General features: G+C 44.7%; 17 protein-coding genes. 13 read left to right on the top strand and 4 right to left on the bottom strand.

The features are described 5' to 3' along the window. Positions 1-4: 4 nt before the first annotated feature. On the bottom strand, positions 5-1636 hold the full coding sequence (locus H9L11_RS22600; RefSeq protein ID WP_170890167.1) for a sigma-54-dependent Fis family transcriptional regulator: 1632 nt from the start codon (positions 1634-1636) through the stop codon (positions 5-7). Beyond that, entirely contained in the window at positions 1623-4301 is a 2679-nt protein-coding gene (tssH, locus tag H9L11_RS22595; RefSeq protein ID WP_064376250.1) for a type VI secretion system ATPase TssH, read from the bottom strand. Before tssH ends, H9L11_RS22600 begins: the two co-directional genes overlap by 14 nt. A gap of 456 nt (positions 4302-4757) precedes the next feature. Here tssH and H9L11_RS22590 point away from each other — a divergent pair, with 456 nt between their 5' ends. The 13 genes from H9L11_RS22590 to tssG all read left to right on the top strand — a co-directional run bounded on the left by H9L11_RS22590 (position 4758) and on the right by tssG (position 20278). Further along, positions 4758-5276 carry an Hcp family type VI secretion system effector gene (locus H9L11_RS22590; protein ID WP_005373415.1) on the top strand — a complete coding sequence of 173 codons (519 nt, stop codon included), beginning with the start codon at positions 4758-4760 and terminating at the stop codon, positions 5274-5276. Between the two features lie 72 nt (positions 5277-5348). Then, a complete protein-coding gene (gene tssI, locus H9L11_RS22585; protein WP_005373412.1) occupies positions 5349-7427 on the top strand; it encodes a type VI secretion system tip protein VgrG in 2079 nt (692 codons plus the stop codon). A gap of 2 nt (positions 7428-7429) precedes the next feature. Then, positions 7430-7912, top strand: a complete 483-nt coding sequence (locus H9L11_RS22580; protein ID WP_064376245.1) for a hypothetical protein — start codon at positions 7430-7432, stop codon at positions 7910-7912. A gap of 94 nt (positions 7913-8006) precedes the next feature. Further along, a complete protein-coding gene (locus tag H9L11_RS22575; RefSeq protein ID WP_064376246.1) occupies positions 8007-9326 on the top strand; it encodes a hypothetical protein in 1320 nt (439 codons plus the stop codon). After that, positions 9307-10299, top strand: coding sequence for a DUF2169 domain-containing protein (locus H9L11_RS22570; protein ID WP_205391218.1), 993 nt, complete (start codon positions 9307-9309; stop codon positions 10297-10299). The genes H9L11_RS22575 and H9L11_RS22570 overlap by 20 nt, the downstream gene beginning before the upstream one ends. Then, positions 10292-11236: a hypothetical protein gene (locus tag H9L11_RS22565; RefSeq protein ID WP_033906406.1), complete on the top strand. Its 945-nt coding sequence runs from the start codon at positions 10292-10294 to the stop codon at positions 11234-11236. The genes H9L11_RS22570 and H9L11_RS22565 overlap by 8 nt, the downstream gene beginning before the upstream one ends. 237 nt (positions 11237-11473) lie before the next feature. Continuing rightward, complete coding sequence (locus H9L11_RS22560) at positions 11474-13474, top strand: protein kinase (protein ID WP_033906407.1); 2001 nt, start codon at positions 11474-11476, stop codon at positions 13472-13474. Continuing rightward, the gene (gene tssA, locus H9L11_RS22555) at positions 13461-15035 is read left to right on the top strand and encodes a type VI secretion system protein TssA (RefSeq protein ID WP_205391217.1); all 1575 of its coding nucleotides are present in this window, start codon (positions 13461-13463) and stop codon (positions 15033-15035) included. The genes H9L11_RS22560 and tssA overlap by 14 nt, the downstream gene beginning before the upstream one ends. Before the next feature lie 26 nt (positions 15036-15061). Continuing rightward, positions 15062-15568 (top strand): type VI secretion system contractile sheath small subunit, encoded by a 507-nt coding sequence (gene tssB / locus H9L11_RS22550; RefSeq protein ID WP_005373381.1) that lies wholly within the window; start codon positions 15062-15064, stop codon positions 15566-15568. Between the two features lie 8 nt (positions 15569-15576). Then, entirely contained in the window at positions 15577-17052 is a 1476-nt protein-coding gene (gene tssC, locus H9L11_RS22545; protein ID WP_005373378.1) for a type VI secretion system contractile sheath large subunit, read from the top strand. Between the two features lie 61 nt (positions 17053-17113). Further along, on the top strand, positions 17114-17524 hold the full coding sequence (gene tssE, locus H9L11_RS22540) for a type VI secretion system baseplate subunit TssE (protein WP_033906409.1): 411 nt from the start codon (positions 17114-17116) through the stop codon (positions 17522-17524). Positions 17525-17534: 10 nt separating this feature from the next. Next, positions 17535-19283, top strand: coding sequence for a type VI secretion system baseplate subunit TssF (gene tssF, locus H9L11_RS22535; RefSeq protein ID WP_033906410.1), 1749 nt, complete (start codon positions 17535-17537; stop codon positions 19281-19283). Then, on the top strand, positions 19280-20278 hold the full coding sequence (gene tssG / locus H9L11_RS22530) for a type VI secretion system baseplate subunit TssG (RefSeq protein WP_005373373.1): 999 nt from the start codon (positions 19280-19282) through the stop codon (positions 20276-20278). Before tssF ends, tssG begins: the two co-directional genes overlap by 4 nt. Positions 20279-20332: 54 nt before the next feature. On the opposite strand, the gene H9L11_RS22525 is transcribed toward tssG, so the two are convergent. After that, entirely contained in the window at positions 20333-20785 is a 453-nt protein-coding gene (locus tag H9L11_RS22525; RefSeq protein WP_005373369.1) for an Lrp/AsnC family transcriptional regulator, read from the bottom strand. Between the two features lie 31 nt (positions 20786-20816). Further along, positions 20817-24206 (bottom strand): type VI secretion system membrane subunit TssM, encoded by a 3390-nt coding sequence (tssM, locus tag H9L11_RS22520; RefSeq protein WP_205391216.1) that lies wholly within the window; start codon positions 24204-24206, stop codon positions 20817-20819. Between the last annotated feature and the right edge of the window lie 19 nt (positions 24207-24225).

The raw sequence follows: 24225 nt of genomic DNA, 5'->3' as shown, positions 1-24225 counted from the left end.
CCCATCAACCCGCTGCAGAAATGTCGTATTTCTTCATCTTGTGGTTGAGTGTGCTCATTGGCAGCGCCAATTGCTCAGCGGCCTTCTTGGTGTGCCAATTGCAGGCATTTAAGCAATCGATGATCACTGTACGCTCGTATTGGCTAACGACGTCTTTAAGGCTCTTTGAAACGTCTTCTAAATCCGCTTGTGCTTGCTGCTCGTAAGCAGGTTGCTCTGGGGTAGGTGAAGCTGCTTTCATGTCGATACTTGGTACATCTTCTGGGATTTGTTCGCCAAACTCAATGTGAGTAATGGTTTCAAAATCGGACAGTAGCACCGAGCGCTCAATGATGTTCTTAAGCTCACGCACGTTCCCTGGGTATTGGTAGGCAAGCAGCTGTTTACGTACGTTGGCACTTAACCCTGGCGCTTGCGGCAAACCTAGCGTGTTGGTGGTGTGTTGCACGAAGTGCTCTGCGAGAGGGAGGATGTCCGACTTGCGTGCTCTTAAAGGTGGCAATGTAATCGGGAAGACATTCAAACGATAGAACAAATCGGCACGGAATCCGCCATCTTTGATTTGCTGCATAAGATTACAGTGGGTTGCGGCGATTACGCGCACGTCCACATCAATCTCTTTGCTGGTGCCGATTGGGCGAACTTTACGTTCTTGTAGCACACGCAGCAATTTAGCCTGCAGTAGCATTGGCATATCACCAATCTCATCCAAAAATAGTGTGCCGCCGTTGGCTGCTTCAAACAAACCGACTTTGTCTTTGTCCGCGCCAGTGAATGAGCCTTTCTTATGGCCAAAGAGTTCTGACTCTAATAACTGCTCTGGGATTGCGGCACAGTTCTGTACGATCAAAGGTTGTTCTGAACGATTAGAGTTTTCGTGAATGTATTTCGCGATCACTTCTTTACCAGCGCCCGTTTCACCACGCAACAGAACGTCGACAGGAAGAGATAGCACCTTATCAAGACGATTCAAGACATTGAGCATTTCTTCGCTCTCTGCAATAGGACCCTGATAGGTTTTTTGGGTACGCTTTTTGAGTTGAGTGTTCTCACGCATTAGGGCGTGATTGTCTGCATTGAGATTTTTAATCACTTGCCCGTATTGCTCTAACCACACAGCTTGGCGAATATTACTCGCGGCCATACGACAAAACTCAGTCAATGCAGCTTCATTGTCGATAACACTTAAATCGAGTAAGACTAACAGTCCAATGGTTTTGCTTTCGCTATCAATCAAAGGCCAAGCCAATAAGTTCTCGCTTTTTAATCCCAGTGTCTGCTCAGTTTGATAGATGCTTTCGCAGTCATAGCCGTTGTACTTATACAACTCGTTAATCAACACCACTTCACCATTACGAATGGCAAAGTTGAATGGATCGTTCTCACTGGCTGAGTCTAACTGTAATGCTTCCCAAGGGTGGGAAACGATAGTTTTATCGTTATGGTGAGCGGTACTTGGAATCAACGCCTGCCCAGTCTGGTCCAAAACATAAATGATGCCGTGCTTTGCGAGGGTCATTTGTCTCGCAGCGGTCAACACGGCATCCAAGGTTTGGGTAAGCTGGCTGCGATCAGCCAAAGACTGACTGATCGCAAGTAGGGCGTTACTAAGTTCGCTATGGTTAGCTGAACGCATAGTTTAGTGTTCCTTGCTCATCGACAGACACTTCGATTTGCGTATGTGAATCATCCTTGTTATGCACTAATAGCTGAGTCGATAGTTGCGGCAGCAACTGACGGTTGATGACTGCGTCGATGTTACGCGCGCCCGTTTCAGCAAGGCGGCAGTTACCTAGTACGAACTCAACCAAGCTTTCTTCGTAGCTCAGGGACAACTTGTGATGGCTCTGTAGACGCTGAGAAACTTTGTTCAGCTTGTGGTGAATAATTTCTGTCATTGCTTCATCAGACAGCGGAACAAATGGTAGTACTGACATACGTGCCAACAGCGCCGGCTTGAAGTGTTGGTTCAAAGTAGGGCGAATAGCTTCTGCGATGATGTTTGCATCGATGTCTTTGGATTGATGAACCAAAGATTCGATCTCATGCGTCGCAAGGTTACTGGTCATGATGATCAGCGTGTTCTTGAAGTCGATTGTGCGGCCTTCGCCGTCGTTCAGCGTGCCTTTGTCGAACACTTGGTAGAACAGGTTCAACACTTCAGGGTCGGCTTTTTCCACTTCATCAAGAAGAACAACAGAATATGGACGTTGACGAACCGCTTCTGTCAGCATGCCGCCTTCGCCGTAACCTACGTAACCCGGAGGTGAACCAATTAGGCGAGATACCGTGTGCTTCTCTTGGAACTCAGACATGTTAATGGTCGTCATAAAGCGCTCACCACCAAACATTTGATCAGCAATTGCACGAGCAGTTTCGGTTTTACCCACGCCACTTGGGCCAACCAGCAGGAATACGCCTGTTGGTGCGTCTGGGTTGCCTAAGCCTGCTTTTGCGGTTTGAATGCCTTCAGACAGTGCATCGATAGCGTATTCTTGGCCTTTGATGCTTTGTGTTAGGCTTTCTTTCAGTTTTAGCGTGGTTTCTGCTTCGTCTTGAAGCATCTTACCCATTGGAATACCAGTCCAGTCCGAGATCACATGGCTGACTTCATCTGGGCCCACTTCAAAGTGAACCAGTGGGTTGCCATTGCGGATTACATCTAGCTGTTCTTGGCAGCCCGAAATTGCAATGCGAACGGCTTCTTCATCCATTTCTGCATATGGAGAAACGTCTTGCTCTTGTTCTGAATCTTCGTCTGCAACAAGCTCTTCTTCGTTTGTTTCGCCAAAGACCAGTTCATGTAAGCGAGAGCGTAGAGCAATCATCTCTTGGATCTGCTCTTTTTCTTTGTGCCATTGCGCTTCTTGTTCTGCTAGCTCTTCTTTCGTTGTTTCCATTGCCAGTTTTAGGTCTGGAATGTTAGCAAGGCTGTGCTTGTCGCCAGTTTGCTGCAGAGCATCACGCTCAAGTGCTTCAAGCTCGCGCTGTTGAGCTGCAAGTTCTTGCTGCAGAGTCTCAACAGAAGCAGGAATGGCATTAAGGCTGATGTTCACTCGTGCACACGCCGTATCTAGTACATCGATCGCTTTGTCTGGCAGTTGACGGCCAGAGATGTAACGAGCAGAAAGTGCTGCCGCAGCAGTGATAGCATCGTCACGCACGTAAACGTTATGTGACTTCTCGTATGCTGGGCGCAGACCACGAATGATCAATGCTGCTTGCTCAGGAGACGGTTCGTCGAGTTTCACCAATTGGAAACGACGCGCAAGAGCAGGATCTTTCTCGAAGTACTTCTTGTATTCCGACCATGTTGTCGCAGCGATGGTTTTCACTTCACCACGCGCTAGGGCTGGTTTTAGCAAGTTTGCCGCGTCGCTGCCGCCCGCTTGGTTACCACCGCCAACAAGGGTGTGTGCTTCATCGATGAAAAGAATGATAGGGGTTGGCGAGTTTTTCACTTCATCCAATACTGCGTTTAGGCGTTTTTCGAATTCGCCTTTTACGCTTGCACCAGCTTGCAGAAGACCCATGTCCAGGCCGTAAAGCTCAACACCTTTGAGGTTGTCTGGTACGTCACCTTGTACAATCTTAAGTGCCAAGCCTTCTACTACTGCGGTTTTACCAACGCCCGGTTCACCAACAGCAATAGGGTTGTTTTTACGGCGACGAGCAAGAATGTCCACGATTTGGCGGATTTCTTGGTCACGGCAGAAAACAGGATCGATTTCGCCTTTGCGTGCTTTACCAGTGAAGTCTGTCGTGAACTTACTCAGTGCTGAACCATCCTCACGAGCTTGTGTTTTCTCTGAATTAGCAACTTGCGCCTCAATAGAGTGGCTTGTTAGTTCTGCAAAGTTACGCTTAAGGCTGTCAGGATTTACCGCCTCAAGGATAGAGGCGTAACCATGTTGGCCGTAACGGAGAGGGTTGCTAACAAGAGTAAGGAGTAGGGCGCCAGAGCGGATTTGTGTTTCGGATAGATCTAAAGAAGAAACCAGCCAGCTTTCTTGCAACCATTCGATTAATAAAGCAGAAAAAACAGGTTTGCTGCCATTTCCTTTGGCGTTGGTGTCGAGTGTGGATCGAACCGATTGTCTTAATAAGTTCTCAGAACAATCAAAATGACTTAATAAGACGTCAAAATCACTATTTGGCCTTTCTAATAGACTCAGTAAATAATGCTCAATTTGAACTTCGTTTGCTTTTTCAGAGACTGCAAGTGCAGCGGCGTCTTCTAATGCTACTTTTGCAATCGGGTGTAGACGCTGAATTAATGAAGAAAGGTTTATATTTATCATAGCCATTTTATTCTTTAGAGGAAAAGAGGTAGCGGCTATTATACTAAAAGTAATTGCGTTCTTTTTTTATCAAGATATTTTGACTATCGTTTGTTGGTTATTTTTAATGATTATTGTGACATTAATGTTTGTGGTTATTTTAATGGCGTTGTTATTCTAAATTAATTGATAGTAAAAGTGTCGGATTTATTAGTTTTAATGACTTTATTTACACGGTTTTATATGGTTATTTTCACTTTTTAAAGTTAGAACAATTTATTATTATCTTAATCCAACTTTTTGGTTTTTTATCCAATAAATTGTACTCAATATATTAGTGAACAATGCCTGGTGTTACTTAAGTTGTTGTTTTTGTTTGATTTTTAAGGTTGGCACGGACTTTGATTATACCAACTAGTCGCGGTGATAAGCGATTTGGTGATTTAAACAAAACAGATTTTAGAAAAGGAAATAGCGATGCCAACTCCAGCATATATGTCTATCCAAGGTGAGACTCAAGGCCATATTACTAAAGATACTTACTCTGCAGATTCAGTAGGTAACACATGGCAAGAAGCTCACGTTGATGAGTTCCTAGTACAAGAACTTGATCACGTGCTAACTGTTCCACGTGATCCACAAAGTGGTCAGCCAACTGGTCAACGTGTACACCGTCCACTTGTTGTAACTAAAGTTCAAGATCGCTCATCTCCACTACTATTCAACGCACTAGTATCTGGCGAAAAACTTCCTGAGTGTGTGATCCGCTTCTACCGTACTTCAGTTCAAGGTAAACAAGAGCACTACTACTCAATCAAATTGATTGATGCGCTACTTGTCGATATCCAAACTCGTATGAACCACTGTCAAGACGCAGCAACAGCTGACCGCGTGACAGAAGAAGTGCTTAAGTTCACTTACCGTGCGATCGAAGTAACTCACGAAAACTGTGGTACTGCGGGTAACGACGACTGGCGTGCTCCACGCGAAGCTTAATTGCTCGTCGCGTAAAGATTCAGGGCCAACGATTGTTGGCCCTAATTCGATTATTTGTATCAGGTAAAAGATATGGTGAATGACGTAGAATTTAAATTTGAAGTGCCTGGATGTGGGCATGAATTTCGGGTTGAGAGCTTTCATGTTCATGAAGAGTTATCTAAGCCTTTCCACATCAATCTCTCATTACTTTCACTTGATCCAGATATCTCGTTCGATGAGTTAATACGTAAAGCAGGAACATTGACACTTTACGGACAAGGTGTTGGGGCTGCGCGTGTGTTCAACGGCGTGGTGAATGAAGTTCGTTACTTAGGGACTGGACGTCGTTTTTCTCGTTATCAATTAGTCTTGGTTCCTCAAGCTTGGTTCTTATCTCAGCGCCAAGATTGTCGTATTTTCCAGCAAAAGTCAGCGCAAGACATCATCACAGAAGTACTCGATGATGGAGCAGTCACCGATTACCGATTTGAAGTGTCGGGTACTTATCCTCCAAAAGAATACGTTCTGCAATACCGTGAGTCTGACTTGCACTTCGTGCAGCGTATGATGGCTGAACACGGTATGTGGTATTACTTTGACCATAGCGATTCAAATCATACGATGGTCATTGTCGACAGTAATGACGCGATTGCACCTTTGATAAGCTCGCCACTAAATGCTTCTTACATTGGGCCGATTGTTTATCATGCCGATGGTGGCGGTGTTGCCGATCGCGAACATATCTCTGATCTCGAGTTAGTTAACCGCGTTAGAACGGGACAGGTTACGTACACAGATTACAACTACGAACACCCTAAAATTCCACAAGAGATGACACAGGCTGGCGAGCTAGACCAAGATCTCAAGCAGTTTGATTATCCTGGACGATACGTCGACCCGCTGATGGGGCAGGTGAGAACCACGGAGTGGATGTCGGAACACATAGTCGATAATCAACAAGTGGAAGCAACGAGTGACGTAATGCGCTTAGCATCTGGTTACAGCTTTAACGTCAGTGACCACCCGCGTTCTGAGATTAACCGCGATTACCTCATGTTGTCCGTAATGCACACAGGTCAAGATCCGCAAGTGCATGAAGATGAAGCGAGTGGTATGCCAACCACTTACTACAACCAGTTCTCGTGTATTCCACGTGATGTGGTGTTTAAAGCGCCTAAACTAGCGGCACCAGTAGTGGATGGCCCTCAAACGGCGGTCGTTGTAGGACCAGAAGGTGAAGAGATTTACACCGACAAGCTTGGTCGAGTGAAAGTACAGTTCCATTGGGATCGCTACGGTGATAACAACGAGCATTCAAGCTGTTGGATTCGTGTAAGCCAATCCATGGCGGCGCCAACATGGGGCGCAGTTTATTTGCCGCGTATTGGCCACGAAGTCGTAGTAACTTTCCTTGAGGGGGACCCAGATCGTCCGTTAGTTACGGGCGCAGTTTACAACGGTTTGCATTTCCCACCGTACTCTTTGCCAGAAAACAAAACTCGTACCACGTTCCGCACGCAAACGCACAAAGGAACAGGTTACAACGAGTTGAGTTTTGAAGACGAAGCGAACCAAGAAGAAGTCTATATTCACGCTCAAAAAGACATGTCGACCAAGGTGCTCAACAACCGTTACCGTGATATCGGTCAAGATGAATTCTTGAAGGTTGCACGTCACCAAACGAATGAAGTTCATGGTGACCATAAAGAAACCATTCATGGGCATAAAACGACACAGGTAAACAGTACGTTTACGGAGACAGTCGAGCAAGACGTTACCGTTACATACAACGCGAACGAAGCCCAGTATGTGAAAAACAATTCTGACTTAGAAATTGGTGATAACCGTACGACTAAGATCGGTAAAAATGATGACTTAGATATTGGCGAAAACAGTAACCTTACTATCGGTGCGTCTAAGAGTTCAGATATTGGTGCGGATGATAACCAGACGGTTGGTGGCAACTTAACGGTATCAGTGAAAGGGAACACCGCTTATAAAGCTGATGGTGCAACGCAAATTATCAGTGGCGACAAGATTGTATTGAAAACGGGTGGTTCCTCTTTAGTGATGAACAGTGATGGTTCAATAAAGTTATCAGGCTCGGCTATTACGATCGAAGGCAGTGACAAAGTCGTCGTGAAAGGTGGCAACGTAGTGGTTAACTAACAATGGAAAAACAACCTCTTACAACAGAAGTAATATCAGAGCAGCAAGCCGAATCAACGGCTTGCTTTTCGCGTTTTGGAATAATAGTGGCTATCAATGAGTCTACGGGCAGTGTGCGAGTTGATTTTGATGGTAACCCATTTAAGCAGCCACTCACTGCGAGACTGGGACGTGGCTTTCGTCGTTCTGAACTGCAAATGGCTATCGATAATCGATTAAGTTGTCGAGTTGAGTTTTTGAACGACGACTTAAGCTTGCCTCTTGTGACGGACATTTTCTTCTCCATTCTGGATGACTCTGACGAGTTTGTATTGCGAGCGAAGAAGATGGTTATCGAGACAGAACAAGAGTTGGTAGTCAAAAGTGGTGAGACAGAAACTCGCTATAGCGGGCGCGATGGACGAATTACCACTAAAGCGAAGTACGTCACTTCTCAAGCAGAAAAAGCACAAAAAATTCAAGGCGGAACGATCGCAATTAACTAATTACCTAGCATTAGCTAATTTACGTCGAGTTAGCTAATTACTTTGTATTAACTAATTGCAATCGCGTTATGGCACGCTAATAACGGATAACTAGATGCGACAAAGAATCGGTGTCGAGCACCTAAAGGCACCCATAACCAATCAAGAAGTCGAAGGCGCGTTAGCAAAAGCTGATCGCGCTGTGAATGACCTTTCCCAGTTGCCAGTAACATGGCTGGATTTCTGTAATGAAAAGCTGTCCATTGCTTCTGAAAGTATCGGTTTTTTAATCAGGCAGCGAGTTCAAATTCACAAAAGGGGTTATCCAAGTAGTGAGTTGGCGTATCTCAAGCTGATCGAACGCCAAATTGAAGAACTGAAGCAGGTGTACTTGTCGTTTTATCGGCTAGCACCGGGGTTGATTCATCAGTTAAGAGGCCAGGAGCCAGAAATCTACAGCTGGCTGATGCTACAGGGCGAGTTGGGCTCAGAGTTGGATAACCTTTTGTGCGGATTGAGTTTACTCGAAGATATTGACGCTAAAACCGCAATGGTCATTGCCGTACAATCTCCGGTTGAATCTATGGATAGCACGCTTTCGGAGCTTATTGAGGGTAATGCGACATCCAGTGCGTTTTACTTTGAATGCTTACGTGTACGTCAAACATTAAGTGTTTCTCTCATCAAGCGCTGGCACAAAGCCAGCATCATTAGCTCTCATGTTGCTTTGCCACTGCTCGCTTTACAAGACGTGAAAGAGGGGATTGATTGGCTCAATGACAATGCAGGCAGCGAACAATATCTATTTGAACGTTTGATTACCAAACGTGACAGAGGCACTTGGTTCCGTCAGTGCTTTGGCATCGAACCAAATGGATTACCATCAGCGCAAGTGCTCACTTATGCCAAGTTACTTGAGTTAAAAGAGTTTGAGGCGTTTGATATCTCTTCTTCATTAGCACCTGTTGATTTTGCGCTGGGTGGTAATTGGAAACTGGTGCCCCAAATCATCGAGCACTTGGAAAGTCTGGAGGAAGCTGAAGGTGAAATTTGGCTTCAAGCCTTGTATGTCGTCTACGGAAAGCTTCTTCCTCTGACTCCGCAAGATGTTGGTGTCGAGTATGAATGGGAAGAGATCGTCGATCTGCTCAATGAGTGGGTGGAAGATGAAAAATACATCCAAAATCTACCAAGCCGCTTGGGTTACGCATTGAGCTTCGAGTCTACGTTAGCTGCGATGCAAGATGCTAACGTTGATGTGCTGTTCCGAGATTGGCTATGGCGTCAACTCTGTATTCAATCCAGAGCCTACGTGCCTTGGGATATGGCAATGCCGATTCATCAACAAGACTGGAACTTCAACAATTTAAAGGCCGCACCTTCTGCGAGCGAACGATTCAACTTAAGGAATAGCAATGCAGTTATGGGATATTGAGGCGCACCCTGAGCTATCACTTAAAGGTCGTTTTCAACGTGACGAAAACGGCGATGAAGTCTGGGTTGTAGTCGCCAAACGCACATGGCAATTCGATGGTGTGGTTTGGCACGAATTAGATGAAAGTGAAATCTTCGATGATCCCCAATATTTGGGCGAAGAAGGCTTCTCTGCGATGAAAGTTGACCACGAGTTCGCGTATACCAAAGAAAACACAGATGTACTTGTTTACGGCAAAGCGCGCAGCTACGCGAAAAAGCCAGTGACATACCAAGAGTGTCGTGTGCTGATTGATGGTCATATCGATAAGACTCTCGCTATTCACGGGGAGCGAGTATGGGTTGAGCATGCTGGTAGTATAACGCTGAGCAACCCAGTCCCATTTATTGAAAAAGACATTGATTACACTTGCGCGGTAGGCGGTGATTTACGTAACCGAATAGGCGGTGGTGTTGCCGATTCCAACAAAGAATTGCTTGAACAGAAAGTACCCTCGATTTTTTATCCCCGAGAGGACTGGAGTGCCGCCGCGAAAAAACTACGCGTTGCGGGGTTCGGGCCAGTGCCTCCGTTCTTTGAGGCGCGCCAGAAGCTGGCCGGCACGTTCGATGACGATTGGATTGAGAATCGCAAGCCAATGTTGCCACTCGATTTTGATAAGCGGTTCTTCCAAAGCGCGCCTATTGATCAACAGTGCAAAGGCTTTCTTCGTGGGGGGGAGCGTTTGATGATGAGTGGTTTTTGTCATGATGACACGCTTTCATTTCGAATTCCTAAAGAAAAATACCGTGCGATCGCGACGTTTAAAGGTCAAAGTTATCAAGCTGATATGGCGATGTACACCTTATTCGTTGATGCGGAAAAGAAAACTATATCAATCAGTTACACGGCTGCGTTTCCTTGTCAGGGCAAGGAGCATTTGTTGGTGTCGACATCGATCACTAAGTTGGAAGAGGTAAGCGAGCATGCATAATTCAACAGGCCGTTACGTGCTAGGGATGGAAGTGATGACGCCAACCGGTATGAATTTAGATATTGCTAGTGCAGTTTCGTATGCTGATTTAGGAAGATTCGACCAATGTGTAGGGGATGATGGTATCGAGCGTTTTACTTACGCCAAAATCGAATACACCAAAGAAAGTGAGCAGTTTGAGAAAACGTGTGAGTTAATCACCCACTTGCTTGATTCATTGTTAGCACAGTTACCACGTTCATTGAGACCAATACCTTTGCTTATAGCTGTGCCTGCGTCTGTTTCACTAGTAAAGGTGCAAGAATGGCTTGGTGAAAGTAACTATGCTGAATTTCTCTCTGTGGTGAATGCTGTTCATGCCAGTGGGCCCAGTTTCGTTCTCCAGGCCATGAAATCATTGGATAAATATGATGCTATGATGTGTATCAGTGTCGATTCCTTGGTGAGTTCGATGCAAACACTCATCGACGATGCGATGGTAATGAGTACCAATAATCCATGGGGCGTTATTCCGAGCGAGGGTGGGGCGGGTTTAATTCTTTGTCGAAAAAACACCGTAGAAACATTGAAACTTAAGCCTCAAGCGCAGCTTGGCTACATTGATACGGAATTAAACACTTCAGACCGAAGAGGCATGTTTCGACTTGTTCAACGTGCGAGTAAAAAGCTCGATTCATTTGGTGAAGTGTATTCCGATATGACGAACCTGCGCATGCATTCGGAAGATTACGGCTTTGCTCTGGGGGCGAAAGCAGAACGATTCACGAACCCAGAACAACCGCAGCTTATCAATGAGTTGTGGGGCACAATGGGTAGTTGTTCTTCTCTCGCTTTAATTGCCTTTGCGGTCAGAGAGCACCACTTTAAGCAACCAACTACATTGTTAATGTTCGACTTTCATGGTGACAAAGGAGTTCTCCAATTACTGCAATGTTAGTGGGCACTCATCGATCAAATGGCAATGAAAATATACTCATATTATTAGGTTGAAGTTTGTAACACGAAAAAGCGTATAACTCATGCAGTGAAAGCGTAAGTAAAAAGGTCTAATAAGTTAGTAATAATAACTAAAATAATAGGCTTACTGTTTGTTTTAAATACCAACCTTGATACAAGTACGTTCAAGAAAATATTATTCAACTCTAATAATATTTATTCTATGAAAGAGTACTAAGTGTCTAATAATCAGAGTACAGCCAAAGGATATATCGATCAGTTGGTTGTTAAAGCTATTGAGAAAAAGAAACTGAATGAGCAAAGGCTAGCAGAAAAAAATAAGCCGAAGCTTGAGTACGTGCTTTTTTCACAGTTTGATGTATTAGACAAGCTTCCTTCTAAAAATGGTAAGACAACGGTTTACCATCTTGCAAAAAAAGGGCAGCCAGAGAAGCAAATCTGTTGCAAAGTTATCAATGATGACTCGCCAGAATTTGCGAGCAAAATGTTGATTAACGAAGCGAGCAGGCTGGAGCTTTCTCAACACCCTAGCGTGGCTAACTTTGTAAAAATCGGCAACGAATTCGAACGCCCATATTTGATGTACGAGTGGATCCAAGGTGAATCACTGGCAGAAAAAATGGAGCGTCATTCTTCTAAAGGCTTCCGCCACGACCACATCGCTTGGTTGGTGTATCAACTCGCTGGCGCTCTAGAGTTTATGCATACAAGAGGTATCTGCCATCTTGATATTAAACCATCTAACGTATTAGTGAGTGAAGGCGATTACGTTAAGCTCATTGATTTCGGCGCTGCTCGTTACATTGGAGAGACAGAACCTTACGCAGAAGCAAGCTTGAGCTACGCTTCCCCTCTTTATATAGAAACTGGCATCGCGGAACCGCAAGATGATGTTTACTCTCTCGCTTTGCTCGCTGGACACCTATTTTTAGGATCAATATTTGGTGATGCTTGGAATAAGCAGTTAAAAGATCGAAAGCGTCCGGCTTTGATCCCGGCTCATATTTGGAAATTGCTGAAAGAAGTCATCAACAAACCAAGAGGGCATGGCTATACCGCTATTTCTTTTGCTCAACAGTTAGCGCGAATCGATACGCAATCAATTAGCTCAAATTCTAACGCACCAATTTTCAGTAGCTTGCGTAACGCGGACTTGCTGCTTACACACTGTAAGCCAAATGATAAAACGGCGTATGGTCGCTTTAAAATATTAGAGGCGAGCTTAGTGTTGAGTGTGCTGGCAACAGCAGGAAGTTATTTGTATCAACAGAATAAAGATCAATTGGATGCCATTTTTTCCCGAGGTGTCACTACTGTAACTCACGTTATTACGCCCTCTGAAACGGCTTCTTTTTTGGCTCAGCCTCCATGGAAAATCAAAGAAGAATTGTCTCAAGCTACTCAGAGTATTGATATGACAGTAGCTTATCGAACAGCATATCAAGCTCAGCAGTTAAGCCTCTCGAATTTATATGAAGAAAAACAGGCTCAGTTAACGTCGTATCAATCGTTAGCGGATGGCTTACCAATGGCATTAGTCGAATTACGTAAGGAGCTTGTCACCTTGCGAGAAACCCTTGTTAGTGACGGTGCTCTGTTTCCATATGCGGATGAGGCGTTGACTAAAGTGATGTCTGGTTTAAATGTCGCGTCTATCGATTCCATGAAAGTATCTGCCATAGCTGGCAGTCGAGATAAGCAGATTGCTCGCTTAATTTTAGATGGTGAAGCTAAGCTCGCAGAAAATGAAATGAAAGAGACATGGTTGTTAAACCAGTCACAAGCCTATTTCTACAACCAAATCTTACCAAAGGCTGTGATGGAAAATATTAATGACTCCATCGATAAACATGCAGAGGCGCACTTTTACACCAAAGCAATTGAAGAAGCCGAATTAGCCAAAGCCTACTTCGGTAATACGCCAGAACTAGACAAAAAAATAAAGGATTTAATCGTCGCAAGAAGCGAATTTATTTTGTTTAGCACCGTGATGGAGCAATCCGTTTACGACAAACAAAAGCTACATGAATCCCTTGCCGATTTAGAACGGAATGCACCAAGTAAATTTACAGAAATCACGAAAATTCTAGATAGCATGGCGTCAGATGCGATTGAGCAGAGCCATCGATTATCTAAGCCAGCAAATGGCGCAATTGCGGTAGCGCGTGCGTTGAGAGATTACTTGACTGAAGGAGACGTGAATTTTGTCCAACATTGATATCGATCGTCTGCTTAATCCTATTTCTGATGAATCTCCAGTGGGAAACGATGCCCGTTACGAGTTTTGCTACGAAATGATGGAGTCCGAAGTGAAGAAATTCGGTTCCTTGTTTGGCGAAACAGTAGATTGGAGCGTGGTAAAAACGCACGCGACTGAAGTTCTAGAGCACCACAGTAAAGACTTAAAAGCCATTTGTTACCTCGTTCGCGCGCTAACAGAAGAGTTTGGTCTGCAAGGCTTTGAACAAGGTCTAAAGCTGCTTAGTGAGGCGTTAAGTCGCTTTGGCGTTGAATTGTATCCTTCGCGAAAGCGGGGGCGAGATGGCGCGGTCGAATGGTTGAACCATCAGTTTAAACTGGTCAGCAGCAAGTTAGCGGAAAGCGCTCAGTCATGGGATTTGGTATCAAACTGCATTTCGACTATTGAAGAAGTGCAGCGCCAGTACGACGAGGTTTACCAAGACTCAGAAGCGGATTTCTTTGAGATTCGCACTCAACTCAATGTTTTATCTCAACAAGCGGCGGCTGATGAGCAGAGCGATGATGCAGTCGTTAACGTTGAACAAGCGGCGCCTGCACCAGCTACGCAGTCTGCTGCCGAAGAAACGCCAGCGCAGAATGAAGTGCAAACCGCACCGGTGAAGGCGGTTCCGCCGGCCCCTAAACCTGCGCCAGTTAAGAAAGCGGTAGCAAAAGAAGTCGATGTCGATACGGACTTCTCTTCGCCTACGGCTTCTAAGCGCACCTTGAAGAAGGTTGCGGAAGTCATGCTTCATGCGAACCCAAGTGATCCGCTGGCTTACCGGATTTATCGTCATCTGACTTGGGATGACATTGATGGTCTACCCGACCACCAAAATAATCAAACGCCTTTGAGCTTGGCAGTGTCGTCCGATCAACAAGCGGAATACCGAGATAAAGCTGAACAAGAAAGCGACATCGACACCATTAAGCGTTTGGAGCGCACATTAACGGATGCGCCGTTTTGGCTGACGGGCCATTACTTCGTGTATTCGATGCTTAATAACTTGGGCTTTGATGATGCAGCGCTTGCTGTGAAACAAGAAGTGACGCGTTTTGTTGAATCGCTAGAGGGCATCGAGCACCTCTCATTTAAGAATTCTATACCATTTGCAGATGAAGCGACCTTGAGCTGGTTATCGACTCAAGATACTACTTCTTCGACTTCTCAACCCGTTGTTCAAACGGTTGTGATTTCGCAGGAAGACTCGCTGCCAATGGAGGATATCACTCTAGAAAATCTAGGGGAATGTGCCGCAGAGCTTGCCCACAAACTTGAGCTGGATAGCTCGGGACGAGGGCAGTTCATGCTGTATTTACAATTGATAGCAGCTTACCAGTCTGTTGGATTATACCCGTTGTGTTTGCCGTATCTTGAGAAGGGGTGGGAAGTACAAAAAGCGTTTAATCTCGTGAGCTGGGAACCCCACTTATCGTCACAGTTAGAAGACCTAATTCGAAAAACACTCCATCGGTTATTTGGAAGCAAGGATCTTCTACCTGAGAAGTATGAAGAGTGGAAAGCAATTTACGACTAATTAAAGAGTTAGATAAGGAACGAATTATGTCACGTGACGGCTCGGTGGCTCCTAAAGAGCGAATTAATATCCGTTATGTTCCAGCAACTGGCGATACGCAAGAAGACGTAGAGCTGCCGCTAAGCATGATGGTAGTTGGCGACTTTACTGCGCGTGCAGATGAGACACCAATTGAAGAACGTACTCCAATTAACATCGACAAAGACAACTTTAACGAAGTGCTAGAGGGCATGTCTCCAAACGTTAAAGTCAACGTTGAAAACCGTCTTTCTGATGAAGAAGGCGGCCAGATTGGTGTTGATCTGACGTTCCAAAACATGAAGGACTTCTCACCTGAAGCGATCGCGAAAAGTGTACCTGAACTAAACAGCCTACTTGAGCTTCGCGAAGCCTTGGTTGCACTTAAAGGTCCTCTAGGAAACGTGCCTGCGTTCCGTAAGAAGATCGCATCGGTTCTTCAAGATGAAGAAGCGAGAAAGAAACTGTTGGATGAACTAAGCATTGGCAACGACCAAGACGCGAAAGAAGAGTAAGGGATATCATGTCTGCAGAAGCACAAGCGCCAGAACAAGAAGCAGCCTTAGTTGAATCAGGCTCACTTCTGGATAGCATTCTTAACGAAACACGTTTAAAGCCAAGTGATGAAGGTTTTGACGTTGCAAAACGCGGCGTAGAAGCATTCATCAGTGAGCTACTAAGCAGTTCGAACACAGAGAAAGTCGACCAATCTCTGGTTGATCTGATGATCTCTGAAATCGACCAAAAATTGTCTAAGCAAGTTGATGCAATTCTTCACAACGAAGAAGTTCAAGCGATTGAATCAACGTGGCGTGGCCTTAAGTACCTGGTTGATCACACTGACTTCCGCGAGAACATTCAAATTGAACTGATCTCTGCGAAGAAAGACGAAGTTCTTGATGACTTCGAAGACGCTCCAGAGGTGGTGAAGTCTGGCCTGTACAAGCAAATCTACACACGTGAATACGGCCAGTTCGGTGGTAAACCTGTTGGCGCCGTCATTTGTGATTACGCTATGTCTGCCTCTTCGCCTGACATCAAACTGATGGAATACATGGCGAACGTAGGCGCAATGTCTCACGCACCATTCATCACGTCGGCATCGGCTAAATTCTTTGGCCTAGACAGCTATGAAGAGCTGCCAAACCTAAAAGATCTGAAGTCTGTATTCGAAGGTCCACAGTACGCGAAATGGCGTGGTCTGCGTGAGCACGAAGATGCACGTTACCTAGGTCTATGTACGTCTCGCTTTATGTTACGTACGCCTTACTCTGTAGAAGATAACCCAATTAAGGCGTTTGACTACGATGAGCAAGTGACAGACAGCCATGATAACTACCTATGGGGCAACTCAGCGTACGCGATGGCGTCTAAGATCAGTGAATCATTTGCTAAGTACCGTTGGTGTCCGAACATTATTGGTCCTCAAAGCGGTGGTACTGTACAAGATCTACCGGTTTACAACTTTGAAGCTATGGGTCAAATCGAGACTAAGATCCCAACCGAGATCCTGGTTTCTGACCGTCGTGAGTATGAGCTAGCAGAAGAAGGCTTCATTGCGCTAACCATGCGTAAAGGTTCTGACAACGCGGCGTTCTTCTCTGCAAACTCTGTTCAAAAGCCGAAAGTGTTTGCGAATACGCCGGAAGGCAAACAAGCCGAGATGAACTACAAGCTAGGTACTCAGCTTCCTTACATGTTCATTATCAACCGTTTAGCGCACTACATCAAAGTGCTACAGCGTGAGCAAATTGGCTCTTGGAAAGAGCGTTCTGACCTAGAAATCGAATTGAACAAGTGGATTCGTCAATACGTTTCTGACCAAGAGAACCCGCCAGCGGAAGTTCGTGGTCGCCGTCCGCTTCGTGCTGCGAAGGTTGAAGTATCAGACGTAGAAGGCGATCCAGGCTGGTACAAAGTATCGATGTCTGTACGTCCTCACTTCAAGTACATGGGCGCAAGCTTCGACTTGTCTCTAGTTGGTAAGCTAGACCAATAACCCATTACTGAAACCATCAAGCAGCCAGTGAAGACTGGCTGCTTTTTTCGTAGGATCGCATATGGAAAAAGGTTACCGTCTTTTAGAGCGGATCGAGCTAGGAGAACCAAAAAACTGCTACGAGAAAGTGGTGTCTCATAAGCATTTGATTGAATCCATTCACTCGCATCTCGCTGACTTGTTGAATACGCACTCCGGCAACGCAATGATCGACAATGAGTATGGTCTGCCAGATTTTAACGACGTACTTTCTAACAACACAAACCTCGTTCGCCATATTCAAAAAAACATCACGTCAACCATAGAACGCTTTGAGCCCCGACTGTTTAATGTCGAGGTTCATTACCGTGAAGACCACCATAATCCATTACAACTCGGCTTTGGTATTCGCGGCGAAGTTTCCCATAACGGCGGTAAAGTCCCAATGTCGATCGATGTCTACATGGGAACCGACGGCCAATTTAACGTTTAGTAGGTGCCACTTGAGTAACAGTAAATACTTTCAAGATGAACTCACGTATTTACGCGAGTCGGGTAGTGAGTTTGCCAAATATCATCCGAAGTTAACTCACTTTCTCTCTGAAGGAACTTTTGATCCAGATGTCGAACGATTGCTGGAAGGTTTTGCTTTTTTGACCGGACGCATCCGCGAAAAGATTGACGATGAACTTCCTGAGCTAACGCAATCTCTGATGACTTTGCTGTGGCCACATTACATGCGTTCGATCCCGTCTTTGTGCATTAGCGAACTAAAACCGCATACCGGAAGTGTTACTGAGAAAACCGTGGTGAAACGTGGTGCGGAAATGGCTAGCGAGCAGGTAGAAGGCACGCAGTGTTTGTTCCGTACTTGTTATGACGTCAATCTATACCCAATTACGATTACTAACATTGAACAAACTAACAGCCGCACCAGTTCGATGATTGATGTAACGTTATCGACGGAGCATGGCCTTGAGCTGTCTCGGATAGGTTTAGACACGCTGCGATTGCACCTGCATGGTGAGATTCATATTACTCGCACTGTCTTCTTATGGCTGTTCCGTTATCTAGATTACTTCGAGTTGGATGTTGGTGGCGGCTACAAACATCGTTTAGGGCCAGAATACGTTAAGCCAGTCGGGCATGAAGAGGACGAGGCGCTGTTGCCCTACAGCAAAAACTCCTTTGCAGGCTACCGTTTGCTGCAAGAATTCTTCTCTTTGCCAGATAAGTTCATGTTCTTCGACATTAAAGGCTTAGAGTGGCTAAAAGGCATTCCACAGCGCAGTACGGTCAAAATCAAATTCCACTTTAAGCGTGCTTTGCCTTCAGAGGTGGTGCTTAAAGATAAACACTTAAGGTTGCACTGCACACCTGCGGTTAACTTGTTTGAAAAAGACGGCGATCCAATCCGTTTAGAGCATCGACGAAACGAGTACAAGGTGCGTCCACAAAGTAACACTCAGGAGCATTACGAGGTTTATTCCATTGAGCAAGTGGAGAGTTGGAGTAAAGACGAGCGTCGCCGAAAACCACTGATTGAATTTGAATCGTTTGAGCACCAAATCAACCAGCGTGATAAGCGAGAGTTCTACAAATCCAAAGTGGGCGAGCGAGTAAGCGGAAGAGGGTTAGAGCGCTATATCTCATTCCATACTCACAATGGCGACATCGCGGATTTAGGGACTGAAACAGTATTGATGAAACTGCAATGCAGTAACGCGGACTTAGCGGAGCGCCTGTCAGTAGGGGACATCACGTACGCGACGCACAAATCGCCAACGTATGCGACGTTTAAAAACATTACTAAGCCAACACAGTCAGTAAGTCCTCAGGTTAATGGTGAACTTCAATGGCAGTTGATTGCCAACATGTCGCTCAACTACTTGTCTTTGGCCAATATCGATGTGTTGAAAGTGTTGCTCTCGACTTACGACTTCCACTCTCGAGTCGATAGACAAGCCCACCGCGCGTCGATTCATCGACTTGATGGCATTATTTCTTCAGAGATGAAACCAATCGATCGCGTATTTCGTGGTGTATCTGTGCGTGGTAACCAATTCAAGCTCGTGACGGACTCTAAGTTCTTCGTAAATGAAGGCGATATGTTCCTTATGGCCACGGTATTGAATGAATTTATCCGTTTATATTCGAGTGTGAACTCCTTTACCGAACTAGAGGTGTTCGATGAAGCGACGGGCGAGGTTTACAACTGGGCAAGCCTAATCGGGCAGCAGACGATACTATGATTAACACACTTTCTGATAAGTCGAATGAGTTTAGTTTCTACCAAGCGGTGTTGCTGTTAGAGAAACACTACCAGCTGGAGCCAAACTCAAATTTTGTTGCCGTGGGCGAGAACAAATACTTTCACCAAGAGCGAATTGAGTTCAGCGTGTCGCCAAACCTGTGCTTTCCAAAGAGTGATATGGACTTTATTACTCATATGGAAAGAAACGGACAGCAATATTCACGTATTGAGACGAACTTTCTTGGCTTGCATGGTTCAAGCTCGCCCCTGCCAGCGTCTTACACTGAGAAACTCGTCGGTCGTGATCCCGATGATAACCCAGTGAAGGATTTCTTCGACTTTTTCCACAACCGCTATACAAGCTTACTGTATCGTGTTTGGAAGAAATACCGATATCACGTGCAGTACAAAAGCGGGGCAAGCGATGCGTTTTCTGGGCGCATACTGCATTTGGCTGGTCTCTCTAGTGTTATGCAAGATTGTGAAGTCGCGGAGTTAGATCGAGCGAAAGTTCTGTCTTACGTGAACCAGTTATCTACGCGTACACGTTCACCTAAGCTTATTTCCGGTATTGTTTCGCACTACTTTTCACTGCCGAATGTGCGAATCGAAGAATGGGTTTATAGACGCGTAGAAATCGCTGAAAGCCAGCGTAACAAACTCAATCGTTCCAATTGTGTATTGGGGCAAAGCTTACACTTGGGACAAAGCATTGCGGATTTGAACGGCAAGTTTAACTTGTGTATCGACAACATTGATTTTGAAACGTTTAAGCAGTTTTCCTACGATGGTGAGTTACATAAGACGCTGGTGGGCTTGATGCGCTTTATTCTGCGTGACCCAATGTCGTGGGACCTAAAGTTGACAGTTAACCTAGACAGTATTCCAGAAAACAAACTGGGTAATGGAGAAGGGAACCAACTAGGTCAAACGTTCTGGCTTGGCAACCCAGGTGATAAAGACGCCAAAATTCGACTTATCGGAAGCATATAAGAAAGCCGCTCAACGAGCGGCCCTTTATGTTTTCCTCGAAGAGGTCAGAAAAGCTTAACGACTGATCGGCTGATGCAGTACAACGGTAGTATCAAGCCTTTGAATGCCGTTAAATGATTCAATTTCATTACAAAGATGATGAATAGACTGCAGGTCGGGCGCTTCAATTAGGGCAATAATATCAAAGTTGCCACCAACAACGCTCGTTAAGCGAACCTCAGGGATTTCTTTAAGTGCATTCGTTACATCATTCTTCTTACCCTTTTCACAAGAGATCAGTAGATAACTAGCGGCTTTTCGCCCTTCATTTTCTACGCGAATCTGTGCGGTATAGCCTTTGATAATACCGGTCTTTTCTAAACGATTAATTCTTTCTGCTACTGCTGTTCGAGACAAACCAATGTTTCGGGATAGATTCGCAATCGACTCTCGCCCATTCGACAATAGACTTGAAAGTATTTTTCGATCTAATTTATCTAAACCTTGTAAAGTCATGTTTGAAATCATGTGTTCTGCCTATTTTGTTTTTATATTGTTATTAAATCGACTCTGGGAGCGTAAAGTTATACAGCTCAGCAAGAGTGAATGGGTTTTTCTGTGTCAACGGAGTGATGCGTAAGCTCAAGTCCCTCCCTGACACTTTTATGTCACTGACAAAGCTGCCGTTATGAGTGTTTGTCAAGGTCGAGTCACCTAGCAATCTGTATATCGCCCATTGACCACTCTTATTTAAAACGTGCTGTCTGCCTTCATCGGTTACATCCTGGAGTGTGATACTAATATTGAAGTCACCATTTTGCGGTGGCCATGCCATTTCACGAATGCGGCTTGGACCGTGGTAGTAACTTATATTGGTATCTGCAATTTTTAAGCTCGCTCTAATCGCACTAGAATCAAGATCGAGTACTCTTGCACTAAACGGAATATGAACGCGGTTAGTGCTTTTATTAATTAATGTGTCTCGAATAACGTTATAGTTACGCAGTTGCACTAACAGAGCCGGAGAGATTGGCATCGTCTCGCCATCCACCTGTTTTGGCGTCCACAAATTGGTATCGTAGAACGGTGCAAAATTTTTCTGAATAAATGTGTCTAACAAGCCACCTGAAGCAAACAGTAATTCAAAATCTTCAATTGAGATTTCCTCAGTCGCTGTTAGATCAAATGGGTATCGTCCTAGCCCTATCTCTTTAAACTTGGTGTAAATCTCGCTGTACCATTGGGTTTGAATGCCTTTAGCGGACTCTTTAATCATGACTGACCAGCTTTGTTGAACCACATCTAACAACCAGCTACGAACGGGTTCCGGTGATTTTTGGGCAATCTGTTTAAGTTTGATTAATGGGTCAGCTTCACTGCTGTTCATTCGATGCTGAGCTGCCGCTAGCGCCGCCATTTGCGGGTCAGGTGCATCAGCGATGTCTTTCATATACGTGCGAACACGGCTTAGCGCAGTTACGGTCTCATCCCAAGGAGTAGGGGAGTTTGGTGTTTCACTGACCTGAAGTTGGTTTAATAAGTGAAAAGCTTGTTCAACACGTTTCATCAACAAGTAATCAGGCTTAACTACTTCCTCTACTGCGTCTGATGCGGAGTCTGCCGCTGCCACGAGTTTCGGGTCTAGCTTTGAAATCAGAGCATTTTTTTCACCAACGGGTGAAAATTGTGTGTTGGCATAGACCTGCTTCAGTACGGTTGTCATTGGTGAAGAAGGGCCCGAGATTAAGTCTATCGCGTTCGTTAGATCGCCGACATTGTCATAGTTCTGGACTTTTAGTTCACTCAGCGCATTGCGCCAATTACTGATGTAGTCGTCAGTATATTTTTTACGTACTTCCTCTTTGAAGGCTTCTTGTTCTTCACTAGTAGGAATAACGTGTTGTGACAGACCTAAAACCCAGTTGTCACTGATGACTTGTTGTGACATTAGGTCCACGCGTGGTCGATAAAAAGTGCTAAAACCAGTGGAGGTATAGATCTTATCTACGATCAAGCGTTCGCTATCGATTGGTGTGTTGAACACATTGCTAAACTCAAAACCCACAGCTCGTTGCAGATCTAGGGTTCCTAAATCAATCGAATTTGCTTCGTTTAAAATGCCTGCATAAACGAGATCAACATTCGAATTTGCTAGCAATGAGCGACGTGTTGCGCGAACAAGATCCATATTGATATCAATTGGATCAAACTGTGTGCGAAAGTAAGCGTCCAAATAGCGCATCGCCTGATTGACGACGTCATTTTGGTTGCTCAAGTCGTTCATCATTTGGAGAGTTTGATGACGCAAAAAACGGATATCACGCTTTGTTGGATCGTTTAGCATTAGATACCCCTTCAATAGAGGTAAAGCGCGTGTAAAAGTGTTTTGATTTTGTGTCAGTTGTAGACGGTAACCTTTCTCAATGATAGGTATCAACTGTTGAGCAACGTCCTTAAGTAATGCTTCGTAAGCGATGCGAGTGCTTTGATCCAAACGGCTAATGTTGAGTGGTAATATCTCTTCATCCAAAGCCTTAGAACCTTTAAGCCACGCCCCATAAGAAGGCTCTATTGCTTTCGTCGCCTTCGCTAAAAGCTCATCGAATCTTGCATCTTGCTCCACTTGTGATTTGTCATCGATACTCAAGAGTTGATTCATCACATGTAAGTTACTGTCTAATGTCGTGAAAAAGAAGTAACTGCCCCCAGTAAGCAGGATAATAGAGCCGAGTATTGCCAAACGGCTTTGTCTCTGAATTAGACGAAGATACGTCTTGTTTTCGCCCGCAAAGTCGCTTTCCGGCAATATTTGTGAATCAATCAGAAAGCGAGAGAAATAAGGCGTTTCTGTTAACTGAGTATGCTCTGACGCGATAATAGGTAAGTTGAAGTAATTACTACAACTTTTTGCAAGTAAATTGTACTTGCGACCGCCTTGCAGACTCGAACTAAAGAAAATCTCACGGATGTCTAGTGAATAGACACCGTTGTTAACATCACATAGACGCTCAAGCACATAGCTGACTTCAGACTGACATAGCTCAAACTGCTTAGGGAAAGCGAGTATTGCTTGTTTCTCATCAATGTCCGTTGAATTAGCGGATGCATCTAGCGCATTACTTTCAAGCACTCTCACTAGATTTCGATAGCTATCGCGGTAGTACTCTGCAAATACACCTTTGGCTTCTTTTAGTGGGATAGAGAGGAACTCAACACGTGTCTTGAGAGAGCTAAAGTGCATGTATTCTTTAAAGCCGTCTAACTTGTCTAGCTTTGACATAATCAAATAGATTGGCAATGCTGAAGACGTTTTAGAGTTGATGGTACTCAAGCGCGCCAATAACGACGAAATGGTGTACTCTTTTTGCTCTGGCTCAGAGACGATCATGAACTCGAAATCGGTGAAGAATAGACACCCAGAAAATGGCTTTCTAGGTCGATGATGAATAACTTCTTCAATGAACGTATTCCATAAAGAAGCATCACTGCTTGATACTTCCTGGAACACTAAGCGTTGGTCTGGTTTGATGTATACAGCGCTGTCAGATTCGTACCATTCAAAAAAGTCATTCTTAGCGGTTCTAGTGCGATCCATCGGTTTGATTGCACTAGAATTAAATAAAAATTGACGTCGCCCTGACCCTTTATTACCAAGCATCAGGTAAATTGGTTTCTTGCCTGAGTTAGCAAGAAGAGGCTGGATAACCATAGAAAGTGCTTCTTCCTCGGTTTCCAAATGTTGAGCTTTAGCGTTGTTCTTTTTCTTCAACCATAATGTGAATTGAAAAATGACGTAAACAATGGCGATAGCACCAAGGGTCAGCCAAAGATAAAGTTGATCGATTTCGTCAAGAAAAAGCAGATAAATAGTGGTGATAATTGCAGCCACTAAAAACATTAATATGGTAGAAATCACCACTGGATTTCTAAACAGTTTTTGTTTGAACATAAGCCTAAAACTTCTTTAA

The sequence above is a fragment of the Vibrio sp. sp1 genome (assembly GCF_016920955.1).
Lineage (GTDB): Bacteria > Pseudomonadota > Gammaproteobacteria > Enterobacterales > Vibrionaceae > Vibrio > Vibrio alginolyticus.
The sequence above is the reverse complement of the archived record's forward strand: the minus strand, read 5'-3'. Positions and strand labels throughout refer to the sequence as shown.